Origin of the sequence: Methylobacterium sp. 22177, from assembly GCF_052045615.1 — a bacterium.
Classification (GTDB): Bacteria; Pseudomonadota; Alphaproteobacteria; order Rhizobiales; family Beijerinckiaceae; genus Methylobacterium; species Methylobacterium radiotolerans.
Map to the genome: position 1 here is coordinate 21,390 of NZ_JBQEPK010000037.1, position 16,690 is coordinate 38,079.

Genomic DNA, 16,690 nt, shown 5'->3' on the forward strand with positions numbered 1-16,690 from the left:
GGCGGGCGCGGCCTCAGTGGCGGGGATCGGGGAAGACGCTGACCCGCTCGGGGGCGGTCGGGCGCAGGCGCACGCGGGTTCCGGGCGGCCGGGGCCGGGCGCCCGCCGCGCGCGGCTCGGCGGTCTTCAGGCGGGCGCCGCCGTCGAGGCGGATCTCGTGGACCAGGGTGGCGCCGAGCGGCAGGCCGACCTCGACCGCGCCGTCGAGCCCCTCCCCGTCCCCGGACCCCGCTCTCTCTTCCGCGAAGGCGACGTGCTCGGGTCGCAGGCAGGCGGCGACCCGGGTCCCGTCCGGCAGGGACGTGGCGGCGGGGAGCAGGCCGCCCGCCTCCAGGGCCACCACGCGGGCGCCGCCCGGCTCCGTCGCGAGCCGGCCGTGCAGGACGTTGGCCGTGCCCACGAAGGTGTTGACGAACAGCGTCTCGGGGCGGTCGTAGACGTCGGTCGGGGGGGCGAACTGCTCCAGCCGGCCGGCGTTGAGCACGGCGACCCGGTCGGCCATCGACAAGGCCTCTTCCTGGTCGTGCGTGACGATCAGCGTGGTGGTGCCGGCGCTGCGCTGGATGCGCTTGATCTCGATCTGCATGTCGAGGCGCAGGTTCTTGTCGAGGGCCGCGAAGGGCTCGTCGAGGAGCAGGATCGACGGGCGCACGGCGAGCGCTCGGGCCAGCGCCACCCGCTGCTGCTGGCCGCCCGACATCTCCCGCGGGTAGCGCCCGGCGAGGTGCTCCAGCCGCACCAGCGCCAGCATCTCGGCGACCCGCGCCCTCTGCTCGGCCCGACCGACGCCCCGCGCCGCGAGGCCGTAGGCAACGTTGTCGGCGACGCTCATGTGGGGGAACAGGGCGTAGTTCTGGAACACGATGCCGACGGTGCGCCGGTTCGGCGGCAGGTGGTCGACCGCCTGACCGCCGATGATGACGCGCCCCTCCGTGGGCTTCAGGAAGCCCGCCACCGCCCGCAGCAGGGTGGTCTTGCCGCAGCCCGAGGGCCCGAGCAGGGCGACGAGTTCCCCGCCCCTGATGTCGAGGGTCACGGTGTCGACGGCGAGGGCCGAGCCGTAGCGCTGCGTGATCCCGTCGAGGATCAGGGTGGTCCCGGCGCTCACGGACGGCCCTCCCCGCCCGCCGCGAAGGCGCGGCCGTGCGCGGCGAGGTGCGCGGTCGGGCAGCCGGCGAGGTCCAGGCCCTTCCACAGGGTCACGGCCACCGAATCGACCACCGGCACGCCGAGTTCGGCCTCCAGGGCCGGGGCGAGCGCGGCGCCCGCGAGGTTCGTGCACACGATCGCCACCGCGTCGACGCCCTCGGACGCCACCGCGCGGACCATGCCGGCGATGGCCTCCGGACCGGCTTCCGCGAAGGCGAAGTTCTCCGACAGGCCGAGATGGCGCTCGGCGCCGCAGTCGAGACCGGCCGCGCCCCAGTTGGCCTGGATCCGGCGCTGCACGTCGCCGGTATAGGGCGTGACGAGGCCGATCCGCCGGAAGCCCCGGGCGCGGAACAGGTCGCGGAAGGCGAGCGCGGCGGTGGAGGCCGGGCATCCGGTCCGGTCAGTGATCGCGGCGCTCAGGCGCTCGTCCGCGTCGAAGCCGAGCCACGCGCCGGAGGTGCCGTTCCACAGGATCGCGGCGACCCGGGCATCGGCGAGCAGGTCGGCCGCCACCAGGATCGGCTCGGGGTCGAACTGGTCCAGGGCCGCCGGCGACAGGCCGATCTCCGTCACGCGGAAGCGGGCGAAATGGGCGCTCACGCCCGCGAGCCCGGCCAGCAGATGGGCGGTGGCCGGCTCGAGGACGCTGTTCGACGAGGGCGTCAGCATGCCCAGACGCGTCGTGCGGTTCGGTCGTTCCATCGCATCCATCCCCGATGCACCGAGCATCCGACAGGCCCGGACGGGCGACAAGGTATTTTCTGCATGTTGCATGCAATTTGCGCAACTGCATGATATGACACCGCAACAGGCTAAAAAATGGATCACCGATCGGGTGGCCGGACGCGCTAGGCTGGCGCGGTGGAACGGGAGGATCGATGGACGTGGTGGCACGCCGCCGGGGCCGGCCCCGCAAGGCCCTGGTCGTCCCGGCCGCGCAGGTGCCGCGGACCGCGCTGCACGCGCAGGCGGCGGCCCGGCTCAAGGACATGATCGTGCGCGGCGCGCTGCCGGCCGGCGCGACCCTGGTGGAGACGGACCTCTCCGCGGCGCTCGGGATCTCCCGGACCCCGCTGCGGGAGGCCCTCAAGCTCCTGGCGGCGGAGGGGCTGGTCGAGCTGCACCAGAACCGCAGCGCGCGCGTCCCGGACTGGACGCCGGAGGAGATCCTCGAACTGTTCGAGGCGCTCGCCGGGATCGAGCGGCTGACCGCCGAACTCGCGGCGCCGCGGATCTCCGAAGACCTGATGGACCTGCTGCGCGGCAAGCAGGCGCAGCTCGACCGGATGCACCGGGACCAAGTGCTCGACGCCTATTTCGCCCTGAACCAGGAGATCCACCGGACGATCGTCACGGCCGCCCGGAACCGCCCGCTGGCGGAGGCCCACGCGCCGCTCCAGGCCCGGGCCCAGTGGGCCCGCCTGCGCGCGCTCTCCAGCGGCAGCCGCTGGGAGGAATCGGCGCGCGAGCACCGGGACCTGTTCGAGGCCCTCGCCGCGCGGGACGCCGCCGCGGCCGGATCCGTCGCCCATCGCCACGTCCTGCGGACCGGCGTGGTGATCGCCGAGACGCTCCAGGCGCGGCGCGCGGACCCCGCGGCCCGGTAACGAAGCGTTAACCCTGTCGCCGCATCGGTGGGTCACCAGCCGGACGCTGGCCTTCCACGCCCATCCGATCCGCCCCTCAACACGGGTGGGCGTGGAAGCCTCGGCCGCCGCCCGTCAGGCGTCGCCGAACGCGACCCCGAGCTCGGTCTCCTGGCGCCACGTGACGCGCGCCGGCCGCCGCTGGCCGTCGGCCCCGTAGGCCAGCACGAACGCGTCGGGCACGCCGATCACGCTGACGACCCTGAGGCGGGCGCCCCCGTCCGACATGTTGCGGATCGTGCAGTCGATCACGCCGCCTCCGGCGAGTTCGATATGGCCCTCGAGCAGGGTCCGTCTGCGGGGCGCGGCGCGTCTGTCGTCCATCCTCGTTACCCTATGGTTGCGGGCCGGACCCCACCGGATCCGCGCGCGCTCCGCAGGTCCGCGGCACGGAGGGTCGCCACCCGCCCGCCTCGTCCCGACGCGACGACGTCGGGCCCTCTCCGGGCCGGCCGCCATCCCGCCCAGGAGACCACGGAGTTCGTGTCGATTCCGTCAAAGCGCTCCGCGAAAGCGCGCCGGCGCGCGGGTCAGGACGTCCGCACCAGTTGAAGGGCTCCCCGCGGGGGCGGGGGCGCGACGCTGCGGGTCTGATTGCGGCCGCCGTTCTTGGCCTCGTACAGGGCGCCGTCCGCCAGCCGGTACGGGTCCGGCAGGGGCGCGCTCCGGTCGCTGCCCGGTCGCACGGAGGCGAGCCCGATGCTGACCGTCACGGTCCCCGCCCCGAGTCCGGCCGACTCGACGGTCAGCTTCGCCACCTCGGCATGGACCGTGTCGGCGACCCGAAGGGCGCCGGCCTCGTCCGTCTCGGGCAGGAGCAGGGTGAACTCCTCGCCGCCGATGCGGCTGACGAGATCCTGGGGGCGGTGCACGCTCGCCGCGAGGCAGCGCGCCAAGCCCTGCAGGATCGCGTCGCCCACCGGGTGCCCGTAGCGGTCGTTGAAGCGCTTGAAATGGTCCGCGTCGACGATGAGCAGCGACAGGGGCTGACCGTCGCGCCGGGCCGCGTCCAGGTTTCGCCGGAGGGCGTCCTCGAAGCAGCGGCGGTTCGGCAGGCCGGTCAGGGCGTCGGTGCGCGACAGTGCGGCCATCTCGGCCCTCAGCGCCTCGCGGCGGCGCAGCTCCCGCCCGAACAGGAGCGACAGCGCGATCGTGAGGCCGCACAGGGCCAGCACGATGCCGCCGATGATGGCCGCCTTCGCGGCCCAGTCCGCCTCCACGTCCTTCGTGGACAGGGCGACGTTCAGGATCAGCGGCAAGGTCCCGATCCGCGTGAACGTGTAGCTCCGCTCGACGCCGTCGCGCACGGAGACGCTGACGAAGCTGCCCCGCCCGTCCCGCAGGAATCGCCTGAAGGTCGGCGCCTGCGCGATGTTCGCCCCGATGTCAGCCTCCACGTAGGGATAGCGCATGATGCGGGTGCCGTCGGTCAGGTATAGGTTGATGGCCCCGCCCGGCCCGAGGTCGATCTCACTGAACAGGTGCGTGAAGTAGGACAGCTTCACGGTGCCGAGAACCACGCCGCCGAAGCTGCCGTCGGGCTTGTCGATGCGGCGGCTGAACAGCAGCATCCGCTCGCCGTTCAGCCGCGACACGATCGGGCGCCCGACGTAGAGGCCGAGCCCGGCGCTCGCTTGGTGGACCTGGAAGTACTCGCGATCCGCGTAGTTGCCCTTGCGGGGCGGGACGGCCGCGATGTCGGCGACGACGTCGCCCCGCTCGTCCAGGATCAGCATCACGCCCATGTCGCGGGCGGTCGCGGCGCGGTCGAACAGGATGAGCTGGCGCAGGCGCGGATCGGCCTCGGTCAGGCCCGGCACCTTCAGGTTGTCGACGGCGGCGCGGATCGAGAGATCGTACATCTCGATGTTGCGCGCGATGTCGCGTTCGAGGACCTGCAGGAGGTTCCAGGATGTCTGGTCCGCGCTGGCCCAGGCGTCACGCCGCAGGTCGGCCAGCATCAGGCCGGACGTCACGACCATGCCCAGCGGGGCCAGGATGCCGAGGGCGATCCAGGTGCGCGCCGAGCGGAACCACGGGGCGACGCGTCGCCAGACGTTCATCGGCCCTCCGCGGACGGCGTTTCGTCGCCGCGCTCTGGCATGGAGAGCCTTAACCGCGGCTTTCGCGGTTTTCCGGCCGAGGCCGATGGGTGCGAATCGCGGTGGACGGCGGCAATCCGCGCCGCGGTCATCGCGCCGCCGCCCCCTCGAGATCGGCGCCGGCCGGCGGGAAGCGCAGCGTGACCAGACAGCCGCCGCCCGCCGCCTCGGCGATGGTCACGGGGGCCCCGTGGAGGTCGGCGATCGCCGCCACGAGGCTCAGGCCGAGGCCGTGGCCGGCGGTCCGGCGCGCCGCCTCCGCGCGGTAGAAGCGGCGGAACACCTGGCTGCGCTCCCCCGGCGGCAGTCCCGGGCCGGTATCGGCGACGGTCGCGACGATCGCGGTCTCGGTGCGCTGCAATCCGACCGCGACGCGGCCGCCGGGCGGCGTGAACTTCAGGGCATTGTCGAGGAGGTTCGAGAAGGCCTCGAAGCACAGGTCGCGGTCGCCGTGGACGGGATGCGGCCCCGGCGGCGCTGCGAGCGCGAGGTCGATGTCCTTCTCCTCGGCGAGCGGCGCGTGGAACTCGACCGCCACGGCCGCCACCTCGCCGAGATCGACTCGCGCGAACGCGCCGCGGCGCCGGCCGTCCTCCATCTCGCCGATCCGCAGGACGGCGGTGACCATGGCGAGCGTCTGGTCGATCCACACGAGCCCCTGGTCGATGGCCTCGTGAAATTCCGCGACGGTTCGGGCCTGGGACCGGGTGCGCTCGAGCCGGGCGCGCAGGCGGGTGAGCGGGGTGCGCAGGTCGTGGGCGACGGCGTCGCCGACGCTGCGGACCTCGCCCATGAGGTGCTCGATCTCGTCGAGCATCCGGTTCACGGTCCGGGTCAGCCGGTCGAACTCGTCGTCCCGCGGTCCGACCGGCAGGCGCTTGCCGAGATCGCCGCGCATCACCTCGGCCACGGCGGCCTCGGTGGCGGCGAGGCGGCGGCGGGCGCGGCTCGTGAGCAGCAGGCCGCCCAGCAGGGAGAGCGCAAGGGTCGGGACGAGCCCGAGGCCGAGGGCGCGCAGGGTCGTGGCCCGCACCCGGTCGATCTCGTCGGTGTCGTGCGCGATCACCACGGTGCTGCCGTCCGGCAGCTTGAGCGCGGCCGCCCAGATCTCGTCCTGGAGCCGGCGCCCGGCGAGGTCGACCGTCGCGCTCACCCGGTACGCGTCGCCGTCACGCGCCAGGCGATCCGGGATCGCCCCGAGATTGCCGACCCGGCGCGCCCCGTCCGGGGCGAACAAGCCGCCGTAATGGGTGGCGTGGACATCCATGGCGATCCACGTGTCGACCCGGTTCGCCGCGGCGGCGGGGTCGGCCGCGGCCGACCGCACCTCCAGCCGGAGCGTCTCGGCGAGTTCCTCGCGCAGGTAGTCGGCCGTCTGCCAGTAGACGAAGGCGAACATCGCCAGGGCGAGCAGGGCCGACCACAGGGCGATGCCGAGCGCCCACCGCAGCGCGGTGGAGCGCAGCAGGTCGGCCGGGCGGGGCAGGTCAAGCATCGGGCGACAGCGTGAACCCGGTGCCGCGCACGCTGTGGATCAGGGGCGGCTCGCCGGCCGCCTCCAGCTTCCGGCGCAGGCGCCCGACATGGACGTCGATCAGGTTGGACTTGGGCGTGAAGCGGTAGTTCCAGACCTCCTCGAACAGCATCGCCCGGGTCACGATCTGGCCGGGGCGGCGCATCAGATATTCGAGGAGCTTGAGCTCGCGCGGCAGCAGCTCCAGGTCGCGGGCGCCGCGCCGGCCCGTGCCGGCGATCAGGTCGATCGCGAGGCTGCCCACGTGCAGCACGGTCTCGCGGCTGTCGACCGGGCGCCGCAGCAGCGCCTCGATGCGCGCCGCCAGTTCGCCGAGCGCGAAGGGCTTGGCGAGGTAGTCGTCGCCGCCGGCCCGCAGGCCGCGGATCCGCTCGTCGACGTCGCCCAGCGCGCTCAGGACCAGGGCCGGGGTCCGGTCCCCGTCGCGGCGCAGATCCTGGAGCACGCCCAGGCCGTCCTGCCCGGGCAGCATCCGGTCGAGGATGATCGCGCCCCAGCCGCCGTCCCGGGCCGCCCGGGCCCCGTCCGGTCCGGTCGCGGTCCAGACGACGTCGTGGCCGCGCCCGCGCAGGTCGTCGCGCACGTCCGCGGCCGTCTCCGAATCGTCCTCGATCAGCAGCAGCTTCGCCACGCGCGGCCCCCGCTTCGGTGCGTGCTTCGCCCCGATGCCCCGCCCCGATGCCCCGACGCGGGTCACCGACGCGCTTCCCTTGTGCCGGACTTCGCCGCGCAAATCGCCCCGGGCGGGCCACCATGAACCCGAATTTAATGGCACCGCATCGGCTTGGCCCCCTTTATTGGAATGACTCTATCCCGTACCGGCGCCCCCCTCGGCCGCCGGACGGCGCGCCTGCCGGATACCCCCGATGCCGACCCGGTCCCGCCGCCCCTGCCCGCCTCGCGGCCGCATGCCCCTCGCGCGGATGGCGGCGCATGCCTAGGAAGCGGCGCCCCCGGCGCCTGATCAACCGCTACGCCGGAAGCCGCCTCTACGATGTCGAGACCGGGACCTACGTCACCCTCGACCGGCTCAAGGAGATGCGCGGCGCGGGCTACGAGGTCGTGGTCCGCGAGGTCGAGACCGGCCGCTTCGTGACCGAGGACGTGCTCCGGCCGGGCCTCGACGCGTGAGCGGGCGCGGCACGAGAGCGCGCGCGCGGCGGCCCGGGGGAGCCGCCGGCGGCAGGAAATCCCGGCGGTCGTGCCCATGGCGCTGACCACCGAGACGGATGCCGGCGACCGTGACGTCGACTGCCGCGACGCCGGGCGCGCCGACGCGGGCGCAGCGTCCAGGCGGGAGCCGGACGCGGCCGGCGCCGCGGAGGCCCGCGACGTCGGCCGCCGCGGCGGCGCGCGGGTCTGGCTGGCCCTCGTCCTCGTCGTCCTCGCGGCGGCGGGCTGGGTCTATCGGGACGCGCTCCGCGAGCGGCTCGGCGTGGCACCCGCGGCGCCGCCCGTGACCGGCGCGGCCGACGCCGCGCCGGCAGATCCCGACCGCGTCACCCTCGACGCGGCGGGACAGAAACGGATCGGCCTCGCCTTCGGGACGGCCGAGACCCGCCGGATCGTGCTGCCTTTGCGCGTCCCCGGCACCGTCGCCTTCGACGAGCGGCGGGTGACCCATCTCAAGCCGCGCACGCAAGGACGGGTGCTGAGCCTCGCGGTCCAGCCCGGCGACCGGGTCCAGGCGGGCGAGACTCTCGCGACCCTCGACGCCGCCGGCCTCCTCGACGCGCGCAACGGCTTTCTCGCCGCGCAGGCCTCCCTCGGCGAGGCGCAGGCCTCCGAGGCGGTAGCCGCGCTGCAGCTCAAGCGCGGGCAGGAGCAGCTCAAGTTCGGCGGCGTCGCGCAGGCCGAGGTGGAGCGGCGGCAGGTCGACCTCGCCAAGGCCCAGGCGGCGGTGAAATCGGCCCAGGCCAACGCCGAGATGTACCGGGCGCAGTACCAGCGCCTCGCCCCGACCGAGGGGGCGGCCCCGGGCACCAGCGCCGTCGTGACCCCGATACAGGGCGTCGTGACCAGCGTCGGCGTGACCCTGGGCGAGGTCGTCGACACCACCCGCGACGCTGTCACGGTCGCCGACCCGACCCGCATCCTCGTCCTGGCCAACCTCTACGGACCCGATCTCGGGCGGGTGAAGGCCGGCGACACCGCCTCCGTGGAGAGTCCGATCCCGGGCCAGGCTCCCCTCGACGGCCGCGTCCGCTCGGTGAACGCCGCCCTCGATCCGAGCACCAACACGGCGCCCGCCCGGATCGAGCTCGACAACCCGGGCGATCTGCTGCGCGCCAACATGTTCGTCTCCGTGACGATCGCGGCCGATCTCGGCCGCGACGGGATCACCGTCCCGGCGGCCGCGGTGCAGCAGACCGAGCAGGGGCCGATCGCCTTCGTGCGCGTGGCCGAGGACCGGTTCGAGCGGCGCGCCCTCAAACTCGGGATCCAGCGCTCCGACTGGGTCGAGGTGCAGAGCGGCGTCGCGGCCGGGGAGAGCGTGGCGACGCAGGGCAGCTTCGGGCTCAAGGCGATCCTGCTGCGCAGCCTGCTCGGCTCGACGGATTGAGGCTCCCGATGCGGTCGTGGTTCGCCCTCCTGGTCCGCCGCCGGTTCCTGGTCCTGATGATCGCGCTCGCCGCGGCGGCGGGCGGCGTGGCCAACCTCGAAGGCCTGTCGATCGACGCGGTGCCCGACATCTCACCCAAGCAGGTGATGATCCTGACCCTGTCGCCGGGGCTCGGCGCGCTGGAGGTCGAGCGGCTCGTCACCTTCCCGGTGGAGAACGCCATGGCGGGGGCGCCGAGCCTGACCGGGATCCGCTCGACCTCGCGGGCCGGGGTCTCGGCGGTCTACGTCACCTTCGCGGACGGGATGTCGATCACCGAGGCGCGCAGTCAGGTGTTCCAGCGCCTGCCGGCGGCCAAGGGCATGATGCCGGCGGGCATCGGCGACCCGCAGATGGGCCCGATGGCGACCGGTCTCGGCGAGATCTACCAGTTCGAGCTGCGCGGGCCCGCCTACACGCCGATGCAGCTCCGCCGCACCCTGCAATGGACGATCGCGCCGAAGCTGAAGCTCACCCCCGGCATCGCCGACGTCAACATCTACGGCGGCCAGATGCCGACCTACGAGGTCCGGGTCTCGGCCGACGCGCTCCGCCGCTACGGCGTCGGCCTCGCCCAGGTCTTCACGGCGCTCGCCGACAACAACGCCGCCCGGGGCGGCGCCTATATCGAGCACAACGACCAGCAGGAGACGATCCGCGGCCTCGGCCTCGCCAAGGGGCCGGAGGACATCGCCAACATCGTGGTCGCTACCGGCCCGGGCGGCGTGCCGGTGACGCTCGGGACGCTGGGACAGGTGGTGGAGGCGCCGAAGGTCCGGCTCGGGGCCGTGACGCACGACGCGCAGGGCGAGACGGTCGTGGGCATCGCGCTGATGCAGCTCGGGGAGAATGCCAGCGCGGTGGTCGGGCAGGTCAAGAAGACGATCGACGACCTGCGCCCGCAATTGCCGCCGGGCATGGAGATCGTGCCCTACTACGACCGCAGCGCGCTCGTGGACCGCACGATCCGCACCGTGGAGCACAACCTCCTCGAGGGCGCGGTGCTCGTCATCGTCGTCCTGCTGCTGCTGCTGGGCAACCTCCGCGCCGGGCTGATCGTGGCGGCCGCGATCCCGCTCGCGATGCTGATGGCCTTCGCCGGCATGCGGCTGCTCGGCCTGTCGGGCAACCTGATGAGCCTCGGCGCCATCGATTTCGGCCTGATCGTCGACGGGGCCGTGGTAATGGTCGAGAACGTCCTGCGCGCCCGCGGCGAGCAACCGGACCGGCCGCCCCAGGACCTGATCCGGGACGCCGCCGCCGAGGTGGCCAAGCCCGTGATGTTCGCGGTGGCGATCATCATCCTGGTCTACGTGCCGATCCTCGCGCTGGAGGGTGTCGCCGGCAAGATGTTCGTGCCGATGGCGCTGACCGTCATCCTGGCGCTCTCCGGCTCGCTGGTCGTCACCATGACGCTGATGCCGGCGCTCGCCGCGATCTTCCTCTCCGGCCGCGGCGTCGGCGAGCGCGAGACGCGCCTCGTCCACTGGGTACGGGCCGTCTACACGCCGCTGCTGAAGGCGGCCGAGCGGCACGCCCTGATGACCGTGCTGGCGACGCTCGCCCTGTTCGCCGGCTCCTGCGTGCTGGCGACCCGGCTCGGCGGCGAGTTCCTGCCGAAGCTGTCGGAGGGCTCGATCGTCATCACCTCCGAGAAGCTGCCGGGCATCGATCTCTCCGCCTCGCTCGCCACGGTGACCCGCATCGAGCGGGTGCTGAAATCGTTTCCGGAGGTGAAGCGCGTCGTCTCGCTCACCGGCAGCGCCGAGATCCCGACCGACCCGATGGGCGTCGAATCGACCGACAGCTTCATCACCCTCACCGATCCGGCCACGTGGAAGACCGCCGAGACGCAAGAGGGCCTCGTGGCGGCGTTCGACAGGCGCCTCAAGGAGGAGGTGCCGGGGGTCGCCTACGCCTTCTCGCAGCCGATCCAGATGCGCATGGACGACCTGCTGGAGGGCGTGCGCGGCGACGTGGCGATCAGCCTCTACGGCGACGACCTGAAGGTCCTCAAGGATACGGCCAACGCCATCGTTCGCGCGGTCTCCGGGGTCGATGGGGCGGCGGACGTGAAGGCCGAGGCGCAGGCCGGCATGCCGGCGCTCACGATCCAGGTCGACCGCGCCAGGGCGGCCCGCTACGGCATCAACGTGTCGGACGTGCTCGACATGGTCGAGAGCATAGGCGGCCGCACCAGCGGCGTCGTCTACGGCGACGACAATTCGATCACCGAGATCGTGGTCCGGCTGGATCCTGCCGACCGCAGCGACATCGAGCGGATCCGCGCCCTGCCGGTCGGCCGGTCCGGCAATGGCGATCCGGGCCGCGAGGCGGGCAGCCGGATGATGGTGCCGTTGTCGATGGTCGCCAGCGTGGATGTGGCCTCCGGTCCGGCGCAGATCAGCCGCGAGCGCCTGCAGCGGCGGATCTCCGTGCAGGCGAATGTCCGTGGCCGCGACGTTCAGAGCTTCGTGGACGCCGCCAAGGCTGCGGTCGACCAGCAGGTCAAGCTGCCGCCGCGCTACGCGTTGGTCTGGAGCGGGCAGTTCCAGAACCTGCAGGAGGCGACCGCCCGGCTGACCGTGGTGGTGCCCGCGGCGCTCGCGGCGATCCTGGTCCTGCTGGTGGTGATGTTCGGCGACATCCGCCTCGCCGGGCTGATCTTCCTCAACGTGCCGGTGGCGGCCACCGGCGGCATCCTGGCCCTCACCCTGCGCGACATGCCGTTCTCGATCTCGGCGGCGATCGGCTTCATCGCGACCTTCGGCATCGCGATCCTGAACGGCGTCGTGCTGACGAGCTACATCCGGGACCTGGAGGCGTCCGGCCTCGGACCCCGGGCGGCGGCGACGCGGGCGGCCGAGATGCGGCTGCGCCCGGTGATGATGACGGCCCTGGTGGCGGCGCTGGGCTTCCTGCCGATGGCGCTGTCCACCAGCGCGGGCGCCGAGGTGCAGCGGCCGCTCGCCACCGTGGTGATCGGCGGACTGATCTCGGCGACCCTGCTCACCCTCGTGGTGCTGCCGGCAATCTACCCCGCGGTCGCCGGTCTGCGTCTGCCCTTCGCCCGACCTACGCCATCCGCCGGGCGACGGCCCGGCAGCGGCGAGGCGCACCGGCGCGCGGTGGCCGACCCGTGACCGCGATCGGAACGCGACAACGTATCCGCAATCGGTATGTGGATACGCAATTCTGTGCTGATGCCCGGACGATCCACAGAGGCCTATGCTGACCCGACACGGAGCGGGAGTCCGGCATGTTGGACGGCGACGCCTTTGCCCACGAGATCGCGGCGCTCCTGATCGCCGACATCAAGACCTCCGGCGCGCGCACGCGCGGCGAGCTCGAGGAAGCCTGCCGGATCTCCCTCGAGAGCCTGCTCGGCGACGCCGCGGTGCCGCCGCAGATCGCCGTGCTGATGCCGATCGGCCTGGAGCGGTGGCCGCGGGTGGTCGTGAAGGGGCGGCCCCTGCCGGACGTGTAGTCCGGCGCGGCCTGCCCGCTCAGCGGCCGATGACGCCGGTGCCCCCGGTCGGGCCGACGGTGTTCGGCCCGGTATTCGGTGCGGGCGTCGCGGCTTGGTTCCGCTGGATGTCCATCCGCAGCGTATTGCCCTGAGTCGTCTGCTCCTGGCGCAGGGCACGGATCTGGCCGCTGGTTTCCATGGATTGGTTGGCGGCGTTTGGGTTGTTCTGCTGCACCTGGGCTAGGGCGGGCGTCGCAGCGATCGCAGCGAGACCGAAGCTCGTGGCGGTGAGCCTGGCGATGACGGGGCGCATTGATAAGCTCTCGCGCTGAGGGATGCTGCGGCGTTGACCCACCGACGGGCCGCAAAGTTCCATGCCGGTCGCGTCACGTGGCCGTCCTTGCCGTTTGCCGGGACAGTTAGCTAATCCCTGCCGACCGACGGTGTTCTTCACTCCTTGTTAATGTATCGGGGCAAGGCTGCCGGCGGCGTCAAGCGCGGGACGTTGAGAGGGGCGTGATGCGAGCCTTGTCGGCGGAGGATGAACAGGCTGTCGATCGGCTGACGCTGCAGCTTCTTCACGACGCCTATTGCGACCTCGCGGCGGTCCTGCGCGGCGCGCAGCCCCAGGCGGCCGCGGCGATCCTTGGCGTCATGGAGCAGCGCGTGACTGACGTCTTGACCCGGATCTGCCGGCAGGGTTCGGAAGGGGCGGCCTCGGTAGAGATCGCCGTCGCCGTCGGCGAACGGATCGGCGAGATCATGGATCAGGCGCACGGGCGCGACGTGGTCGGCACGCGAGCCGCTTAATTCGAAGAGGTTACAGACACCGGCGCTACCAGCAGGTTCAACGCGTTGCGCATAGTCTATCGTCATAATTTGGATAAAGTTACGAGTCGCGCAGAGATTTAGATTGTAGACTGGCATAAGCTATATCTGTCTTTCGAATGCACGCGCCCTAGATCGCTAGTTTCTCGGTTTGCGCGCATGAATTTAAATCCGCTGCAAGGTCTATATGCAGAGAAAGTGCGCCTATAATTGCATAGGCCCAGTTCTAAAGAAAACGTATCGGTTCGGGTGGGCGATCCAAGCGTCTTTGAAGATCGCATATTAATTGGCCACATGATTTTGATGGAAATTTTAAATCGATTCCTGATTATTCGCGGTGCATGTAATTTGCAGCTCGGTTGTGCCTCTCAGGTGTGAAAAATTCCGTCTAGTTGTTCCGTTTTGTCTTGGGGCGTGGCGCCAATTTGACGGCGTGGAATTTCATTGAGACGCGACGGTCCTAGTTAGCGAGCCGAAGCATGCCAAAAGTATTTCCCGATCCCGTCGCGACACGCCTCGGGCGTCGAAAAAATCTGGGATGCGTGAGGTGGCTTCATGAATTTCTTCGAGAATGAAGCTGGTTTCGGCAGCGGAAAGGCCAAATTTTGTGTAGGTCGCGAATGCGGTGCTCGGGTTGCACTCCCGGCTGATACCGGGAACTGGGGCATAGACATACTTGGTGCCTGAAGGATGCGGGACAACATCGAACACCGGTGAAAGACTCCAGCCGGTCCCATCGTTGATGAAAGCGTGGTTGCGCAAATGATCGTCGGTGTTCCGGAGATAGGCATTAACCAGGAGCCTGCGAAACATCTCGCGTTCCGGCTGGTGCACACCGATACGGCGCGCGGCTTCCGCGATGTCCAAATAGATCTTGCTTGTCGCATAACCATAAGCGAGCTCGCCCAGCAAAGTGCCGGCGCTGAGGTAAGACAAGCACGTTCCAGCCGAGGATCGGTCAAAACGCGACACCAGAAGGACCGGCCTGTCGTTCACGACACGAAGCTCCCGTTCCGGGACTTGAAGGCCTGCAGCCTCAGCAAGGTCGAGGCAAACCGCTTCAGCCCTAGGATTGTCGAACCTGTCGTCCCACGCGGCAAATTTAGCTATCCATTCTTTATCTAAAATCCGAATGCGCGCCTTCAGTCGAGCTCCTCCAATGTCCGAGCTATGCATGAATAGCTGAGTGAGTTGGTCCGCCGACGCGTCGCCTCCTTCATAGTTTTCTGCTGCGATGAGCACCTCTTCGAGAACGTCTTCGCTTTGGACTAATTCAAGCGCCGCGTCCGCTCTGGGTTTCCACCTCTCGGGAGCCTCGGGCGTTGAGCCAAAGGCCAGATCGCCAGTGCGCGACAGCCCGCCCAGAGCCAGAAATTCCGGCATGCCGAGTTCCAGTTCTGGGAATACCTGTGTCAGGATTCCTTTGCCCCAGCCGTCGGGGCCGGCATCGTGAAAGGCCAGATGGACCTCTCCCAGGGCCGCAGGCCGCCATTTGTTTTCGAGCGGCAGGCCAATGGGGTCAATTGGCTTGCGTCCTTCTGAAGCTAGATAGTCGGAGCTATAGGCAAAACGACCGACGCGCCGCGAGGAGCCACCTTCGAAGACCAAAAGGCCGATGGGCATATAGCCGCTCTGCCCTGACCGAAACACGTGCATTTCCTCAATGCGGTTGTACTTAGAGGTTCGCCACATACCCGCTCACAATGATCCCGCGGCGATACAGCATGGCATCCGCTGTGTCTCTGATGTGGTCACACAGGCAAATGCGGCCAGGTTGATCTGTGCGGATCCGTGAGATCGGCGCAGTGTGCAAGACTTTGCTGGCGACAACCTGCCATCCGGCCGTTAGGCGATCACGCGATGTGAAGCGCTCACCCGCAACAAGGAAAAGGGCGCCAGGCTTCCGTTAACGATCACGAGAGGAAGGGCTTCCTTGAGATCATATTGCCGCATCTGCGGCCTTCTCAAAGGCGCCGATCCGCGCCACGTTCGTCCCTGGCAGACCGCCCGCACCCGCCGCGCCGCTCTTTAGCAGAGGGCGGCCGGCACCGGTGTTAGCAGCACCGAGTGCCGGCCTGACCACGATCAGTATCGGACAAGGATACCGAGACCATGGCTGCGATCTTCCCTACCGGCGTTACGACGCTGGCGAAACTGGCCCGATGCATGAAATCCGGGCAGTCCCAACCCTCCGTCCCGGCAACCCGCCTGATCGTCTGAGGGTGCGCTGGCACGCGATAAGCCGTGCCTCAGCGTCCGCTCGCAATCCCGCAATCCTGACGCCTTCGTCGCCGCAGGCCTGAGGCCGCGGAAACGAGCCCCTTCGTCGCCCTGCCATTCGGTGAGGCGCGCGCGGGTTGGCGTCTCCTGGACGGAAAAAATCCATGACGATCGTTCCCCACCCCGCCGCCCAGCGCGGCGGCCGACAGCGGTTGTCCGCGCGTGGGCAGCCTAGCTCCGCGCCGACCAGCCGTATCACCGTCCCGCTCGGGAGCGCCGCGGCCCTCGGCTGCGGCCACGTTCAGCCCGCGATCCCGCAGATCTGCGCACCCGAACTGATGGCCGCGGCCGAGGCAGCGCTCAACGGCGCGTTCCGGGCGACCTTCGTGCCCGATCCCCTGCTCGGACCAGGCTTGTCGCAACTCGGCTCCGTGCTGGCCTCCATGGTCAAGAGGCACGGGTCTCTCATCGAGGCGTCCATCACTGACGTCCTCGAGCGAAGCGGGCGCTACATCGTGCTGCGCAACGTGGCTATGCCGATCACCGTGCCGACCCAGGAACTAGTCCGCGCCAGCAGCGTCGCCCAGCTCAACCAGACCTCGATTGAACTCGCGGGCGCCGTCGCGCAGTCGGTATTTCTCGACCTGATCGTCGTCGACCGGAAAGAGAGCCGAGCCATCATCGCCGAGGTCAAAAGAGGCTCCGGGAAAAACGAGGCTAGGAAAATACACCAAGTCGAATGGGTGCTTCGGTGCGCGCAGGTCCAGGGCCGCTCGTTTCTGGCCTCACTCGGCTATGAGGTCGCGCAGATCCGCGCGGTGCTGATCGATGTTTATGGACGGGCCGGGTACGGCGACGACCTTACGGTGAGCGGACCGGCCATAGATCAGCTGTTCGCGACCCCGGTCTTGGCAGCGCTCGAGACTGTGACGGCGGCGCTTCAAGCCCGATTGCGCGCGGCTGTGCCGGACCTTCTTACGATGGCGTTGGCGAGCCTCGCCGTTCCTGAGAACGTCAAACACCCGCACTCGCCCGGGCCGCTCGCGCCCTGATCGCACCACGCTGGCATCGGGTCGCGACCGCGACCTGATGCGTCCATCTCGCTCTCCATCAATCCCGCACCGTGCGTCTGCGCGC

The 16,690-nt window shown here is 70.2% G+C and carries 15 protein-coding genes; 7 read left to right on the forward strand and 8 right to left on the reverse strand.

Features of this window, described 5'->3' with window-relative positions; translation table 11 throughout:
• Positions 1 to 13: 13 nt before the first annotated feature.
• Positions 14 to 1,108 carry an ABC transporter ATP-binding protein gene (locus tag ACTJK8_RS25050; RefSeq protein ID WP_024830659.1) on the reverse strand — a complete coding sequence of 365 codons (1,095 nt, stop codon included), beginning with the start codon at positions 1,106 to 1,108 and terminating at the stop codon, positions 14 to 16.
• Positions 1,105 to 1,863, reverse strand: a complete 759-nt coding sequence (locus tag ACTJK8_RS25055) for a maleate cis-trans isomerase family protein (protein ID WP_440762688.1) — start codon at positions 1,861 to 1,863, stop codon at positions 1,105 to 1,107. Before ACTJK8_RS25055 ends, ACTJK8_RS25050 begins: the two co-directional genes overlap by 4 nt.
• A gap of 167 nt (positions 1,864 to 2,030) precedes the next feature.
• Between ACTJK8_RS25055 and ACTJK8_RS25060 the strand changes: the two genes are divergently transcribed.
• Positions 2,031 to 2,759, forward strand: a complete 729-nt coding sequence (locus ACTJK8_RS25060) for a GntR family transcriptional regulator (protein ID WP_024830661.1) — start codon at positions 2,031 to 2,033, stop codon at positions 2,757 to 2,759.
• Between the two features lie 114 nt (positions 2,760 to 2,873).
• Here ACTJK8_RS25060 and ACTJK8_RS25065 read toward each other — a convergent pair whose 3' ends face one another.
• From ACTJK8_RS25065 to ACTJK8_RS25080, 4 genes are all read right to left on the reverse strand, one after another.
• Positions 2,874 to 3,122 (reverse strand): PilZ domain-containing protein, encoded by a 249-nt coding sequence (locus tag ACTJK8_RS25065; RefSeq protein WP_012318235.1) that lies wholly within the window; start codon positions 3,120 to 3,122, stop codon positions 2,874 to 2,876.
• A gap of 206 nt (positions 3,123 to 3,328) precedes the next feature.
• On the reverse strand, positions 3,329 to 4,861 hold the full coding sequence (locus tag ACTJK8_RS25070) for a sensor domain-containing diguanylate cyclase (protein ID WP_440762689.1): 1,533 nt from the start codon (positions 4,859 to 4,861) through the stop codon (positions 3,329 to 3,331).
• 127 nt (positions 4,862 to 4,988) lie between these two features.
• Complete coding sequence (locus ACTJK8_RS25075) at positions 4,989 to 6,395, reverse strand: ATP-binding protein (protein WP_440762690.1); 1,407 nt, start codon at positions 6,393 to 6,395, stop codon at positions 4,989 to 4,991.
• Entirely contained in the window at positions 6,388 to 7,065 is a 678-nt protein-coding gene (locus ACTJK8_RS25080) for a response regulator transcription factor (RefSeq protein ID WP_440762691.1), read from the reverse strand. Before ACTJK8_RS25080 ends, ACTJK8_RS25075 begins: the two co-directional genes overlap by 8 nt.
• 302 nt (positions 7,066 to 7,367) lie before the next feature.
• Between ACTJK8_RS25080 and ACTJK8_RS25085 the strand changes: the two genes are divergently transcribed.
• The 4 genes from ACTJK8_RS25085 (at position 7,368) to ACTJK8_RS25100 (ending at position 12,523) form a co-directional block, all read left to right on the forward strand.
• Positions 7,368 to 7,565: a polyhydroxyalkanoate synthesis regulator DNA-binding domain-containing protein gene (locus ACTJK8_RS25085; protein WP_012318231.1), complete on the forward strand. Its 198-nt coding sequence runs from the start codon at positions 7,368 to 7,370 to the stop codon at positions 7,563 to 7,565.
• 76 nt (positions 7,566 to 7,641) lie between these two features.
• Positions 7,642 to 8,997, forward strand: a complete 1,356-nt coding sequence (locus ACTJK8_RS25090; protein ID WP_024830665.1) for an efflux RND transporter periplasmic adaptor subunit — start codon at positions 7,642 to 7,644, stop codon at positions 8,995 to 8,997.
• A gap of 8 nt (positions 8,998 to 9,005) precedes the next feature.
• Complete coding sequence (locus ACTJK8_RS25095) at positions 9,006 to 12,179, forward strand: efflux RND transporter permease subunit (protein ID WP_440762692.1); 3,174 nt, start codon at positions 9,006 to 9,008, stop codon at positions 12,177 to 12,179.
• Positions 12,180 to 12,295: 116 nt separating this feature from the next.
• Positions 12,296 to 12,523, forward strand: coding sequence for a hypothetical protein (locus tag ACTJK8_RS25100; protein ID WP_012318228.1), 228 nt, complete (start codon positions 12,296 to 12,298; stop codon positions 12,521 to 12,523).
• A 19-nt stretch (positions 12,524 to 12,542) separates the two neighbouring features.
• Here ACTJK8_RS25100 and ACTJK8_RS25105 read toward each other — a convergent pair whose 3' ends face one another.
• Positions 12,543 to 12,818: a hypothetical protein gene (locus ACTJK8_RS25105; protein WP_440762693.1), complete on the reverse strand. Its 276-nt coding sequence runs from the start codon at positions 12,816 to 12,818 to the stop codon at positions 12,543 to 12,545.
• 206 nt (positions 12,819 to 13,024) lie between these two features.
• Here ACTJK8_RS25105 and ACTJK8_RS25110 point away from each other — a divergent pair, with 206 nt between their 5' ends.
• Positions 13,025 to 13,315 (forward strand): hypothetical protein, encoded by a 291-nt coding sequence (locus tag ACTJK8_RS25110; protein ID WP_116656880.1) that lies wholly within the window; start codon positions 13,025 to 13,027, stop codon positions 13,313 to 13,315.
• 459 nt (positions 13,316 to 13,774) lie between these two features.
• On the opposite strand, the gene ACTJK8_RS25115 is transcribed toward ACTJK8_RS25110, so the two are convergent.
• The gene (locus ACTJK8_RS25115; RefSeq protein ID WP_440762694.1) at positions 13,775 to 14,956 is read right to left on the reverse strand and encodes a type II toxin-antitoxin system HipA family toxin; all 1,182 of its coding nucleotides are present in this window, start codon (positions 14,954 to 14,956) and stop codon (positions 13,775 to 13,777) included.
• A gap of 761 nt (positions 14,957 to 15,717) precedes the next feature.
• Between ACTJK8_RS25115 and ACTJK8_RS25120 the strand changes: the two genes are divergently transcribed.
• A complete protein-coding gene (locus tag ACTJK8_RS25120) occupies positions 15,718 to 16,605 on the forward strand; it encodes a hypothetical protein (protein ID WP_440762695.1) in 888 nt (295 codons plus the stop codon).
• The last annotated feature ends 85 nt before the right edge of the window (positions 16,606 to 16,690 follow it).

What these genes read in the sequence shown, in the direction of transcription:
- ACTJK8_RS25110 (WP_116656880.1), top strand. Translation starts at nt 13,025, where the DNA reads ATGCGAGCCTTGTCGGCGGAGGATGAACAGGCTGTCGATCGGCTGACG.
- ACTJK8_RS25120 (WP_440762695.1), top strand. Translation starts at nt 15,718, where the DNA reads ATGACGATCGTTCCCCACCCCGCCGCCCAGCGCGGCGGCCGACAGCGG.
- ACTJK8_RS25065 (WP_012318235.1), bottom strand. Translation starts at nt 3,122, where the DNA reads ATGGACGACAGACGCGCCGCGCCCCGCAGACGGACCCTGCTCGAGGGC.
- ACTJK8_RS25075 (WP_440762690.1), bottom strand. Translation starts at nt 6,395, where the DNA reads ATGCTTGACCTGCCCCGCCCGGCCGACCTGCTGCGCTCCACCGCGCTG.
- ACTJK8_RS25055 (WP_440762688.1), bottom strand. Translation starts at nt 1,863, where the DNA reads ATGGATGCGATGGAACGACCGAACCGCACGACGCGTCTGGGCATGCTG.
- ACTJK8_RS25085 (WP_012318231.1), top strand. Translation starts at nt 7,368, where the DNA reads ATGCCTAGGAAGCGGCGCCCCCGGCGCCTGATCAACCGCTACGCCGGA.
- ACTJK8_RS25090 (WP_024830665.1), top strand. Translation starts at nt 7,642, where the DNA reads ATGGCGCTGACCACCGAGACGGATGCCGGCGACCGTGACGTCGACTGC.
- ACTJK8_RS25070 (WP_440762689.1), bottom strand. Translation starts at nt 4,861, where the DNA reads ATGAACGTCTGGCGACGCGTCGCCCCGTGGTTCCGCTCGGCGCGCACC.
- ACTJK8_RS25115 (WP_440762694.1), bottom strand. Translation starts at nt 14,956, where the DNA reads ATGCCCATCGGCCTTTTGGTCTTCGAAGGTGGCTCCTCGCGGCGCGTC.
- ACTJK8_RS25095 (WP_440762692.1), top strand. Translation starts at nt 9,006, where the DNA reads ATGCGGTCGTGGTTCGCCCTCCTGGTCCGCCGCCGGTTCCTGGTCCTG.
- ACTJK8_RS25105 (WP_440762693.1), bottom strand. Translation starts at nt 12,818, where the DNA reads ATGCGCCCCGTCATCGCCAGGCTCACCGCCACGAGCTTCGGTCTCGCT.
- ACTJK8_RS25100 (WP_012318228.1), top strand. Translation starts at nt 12,296, where the DNA reads ATGTTGGACGGCGACGCCTTTGCCCACGAGATCGCGGCGCTCCTGATC.
- ACTJK8_RS25060 (WP_024830661.1), top strand. Translation starts at nt 2,031, where the DNA reads ATGGACGTGGTGGCACGCCGCCGGGGCCGGCCCCGCAAGGCCCTGGTC.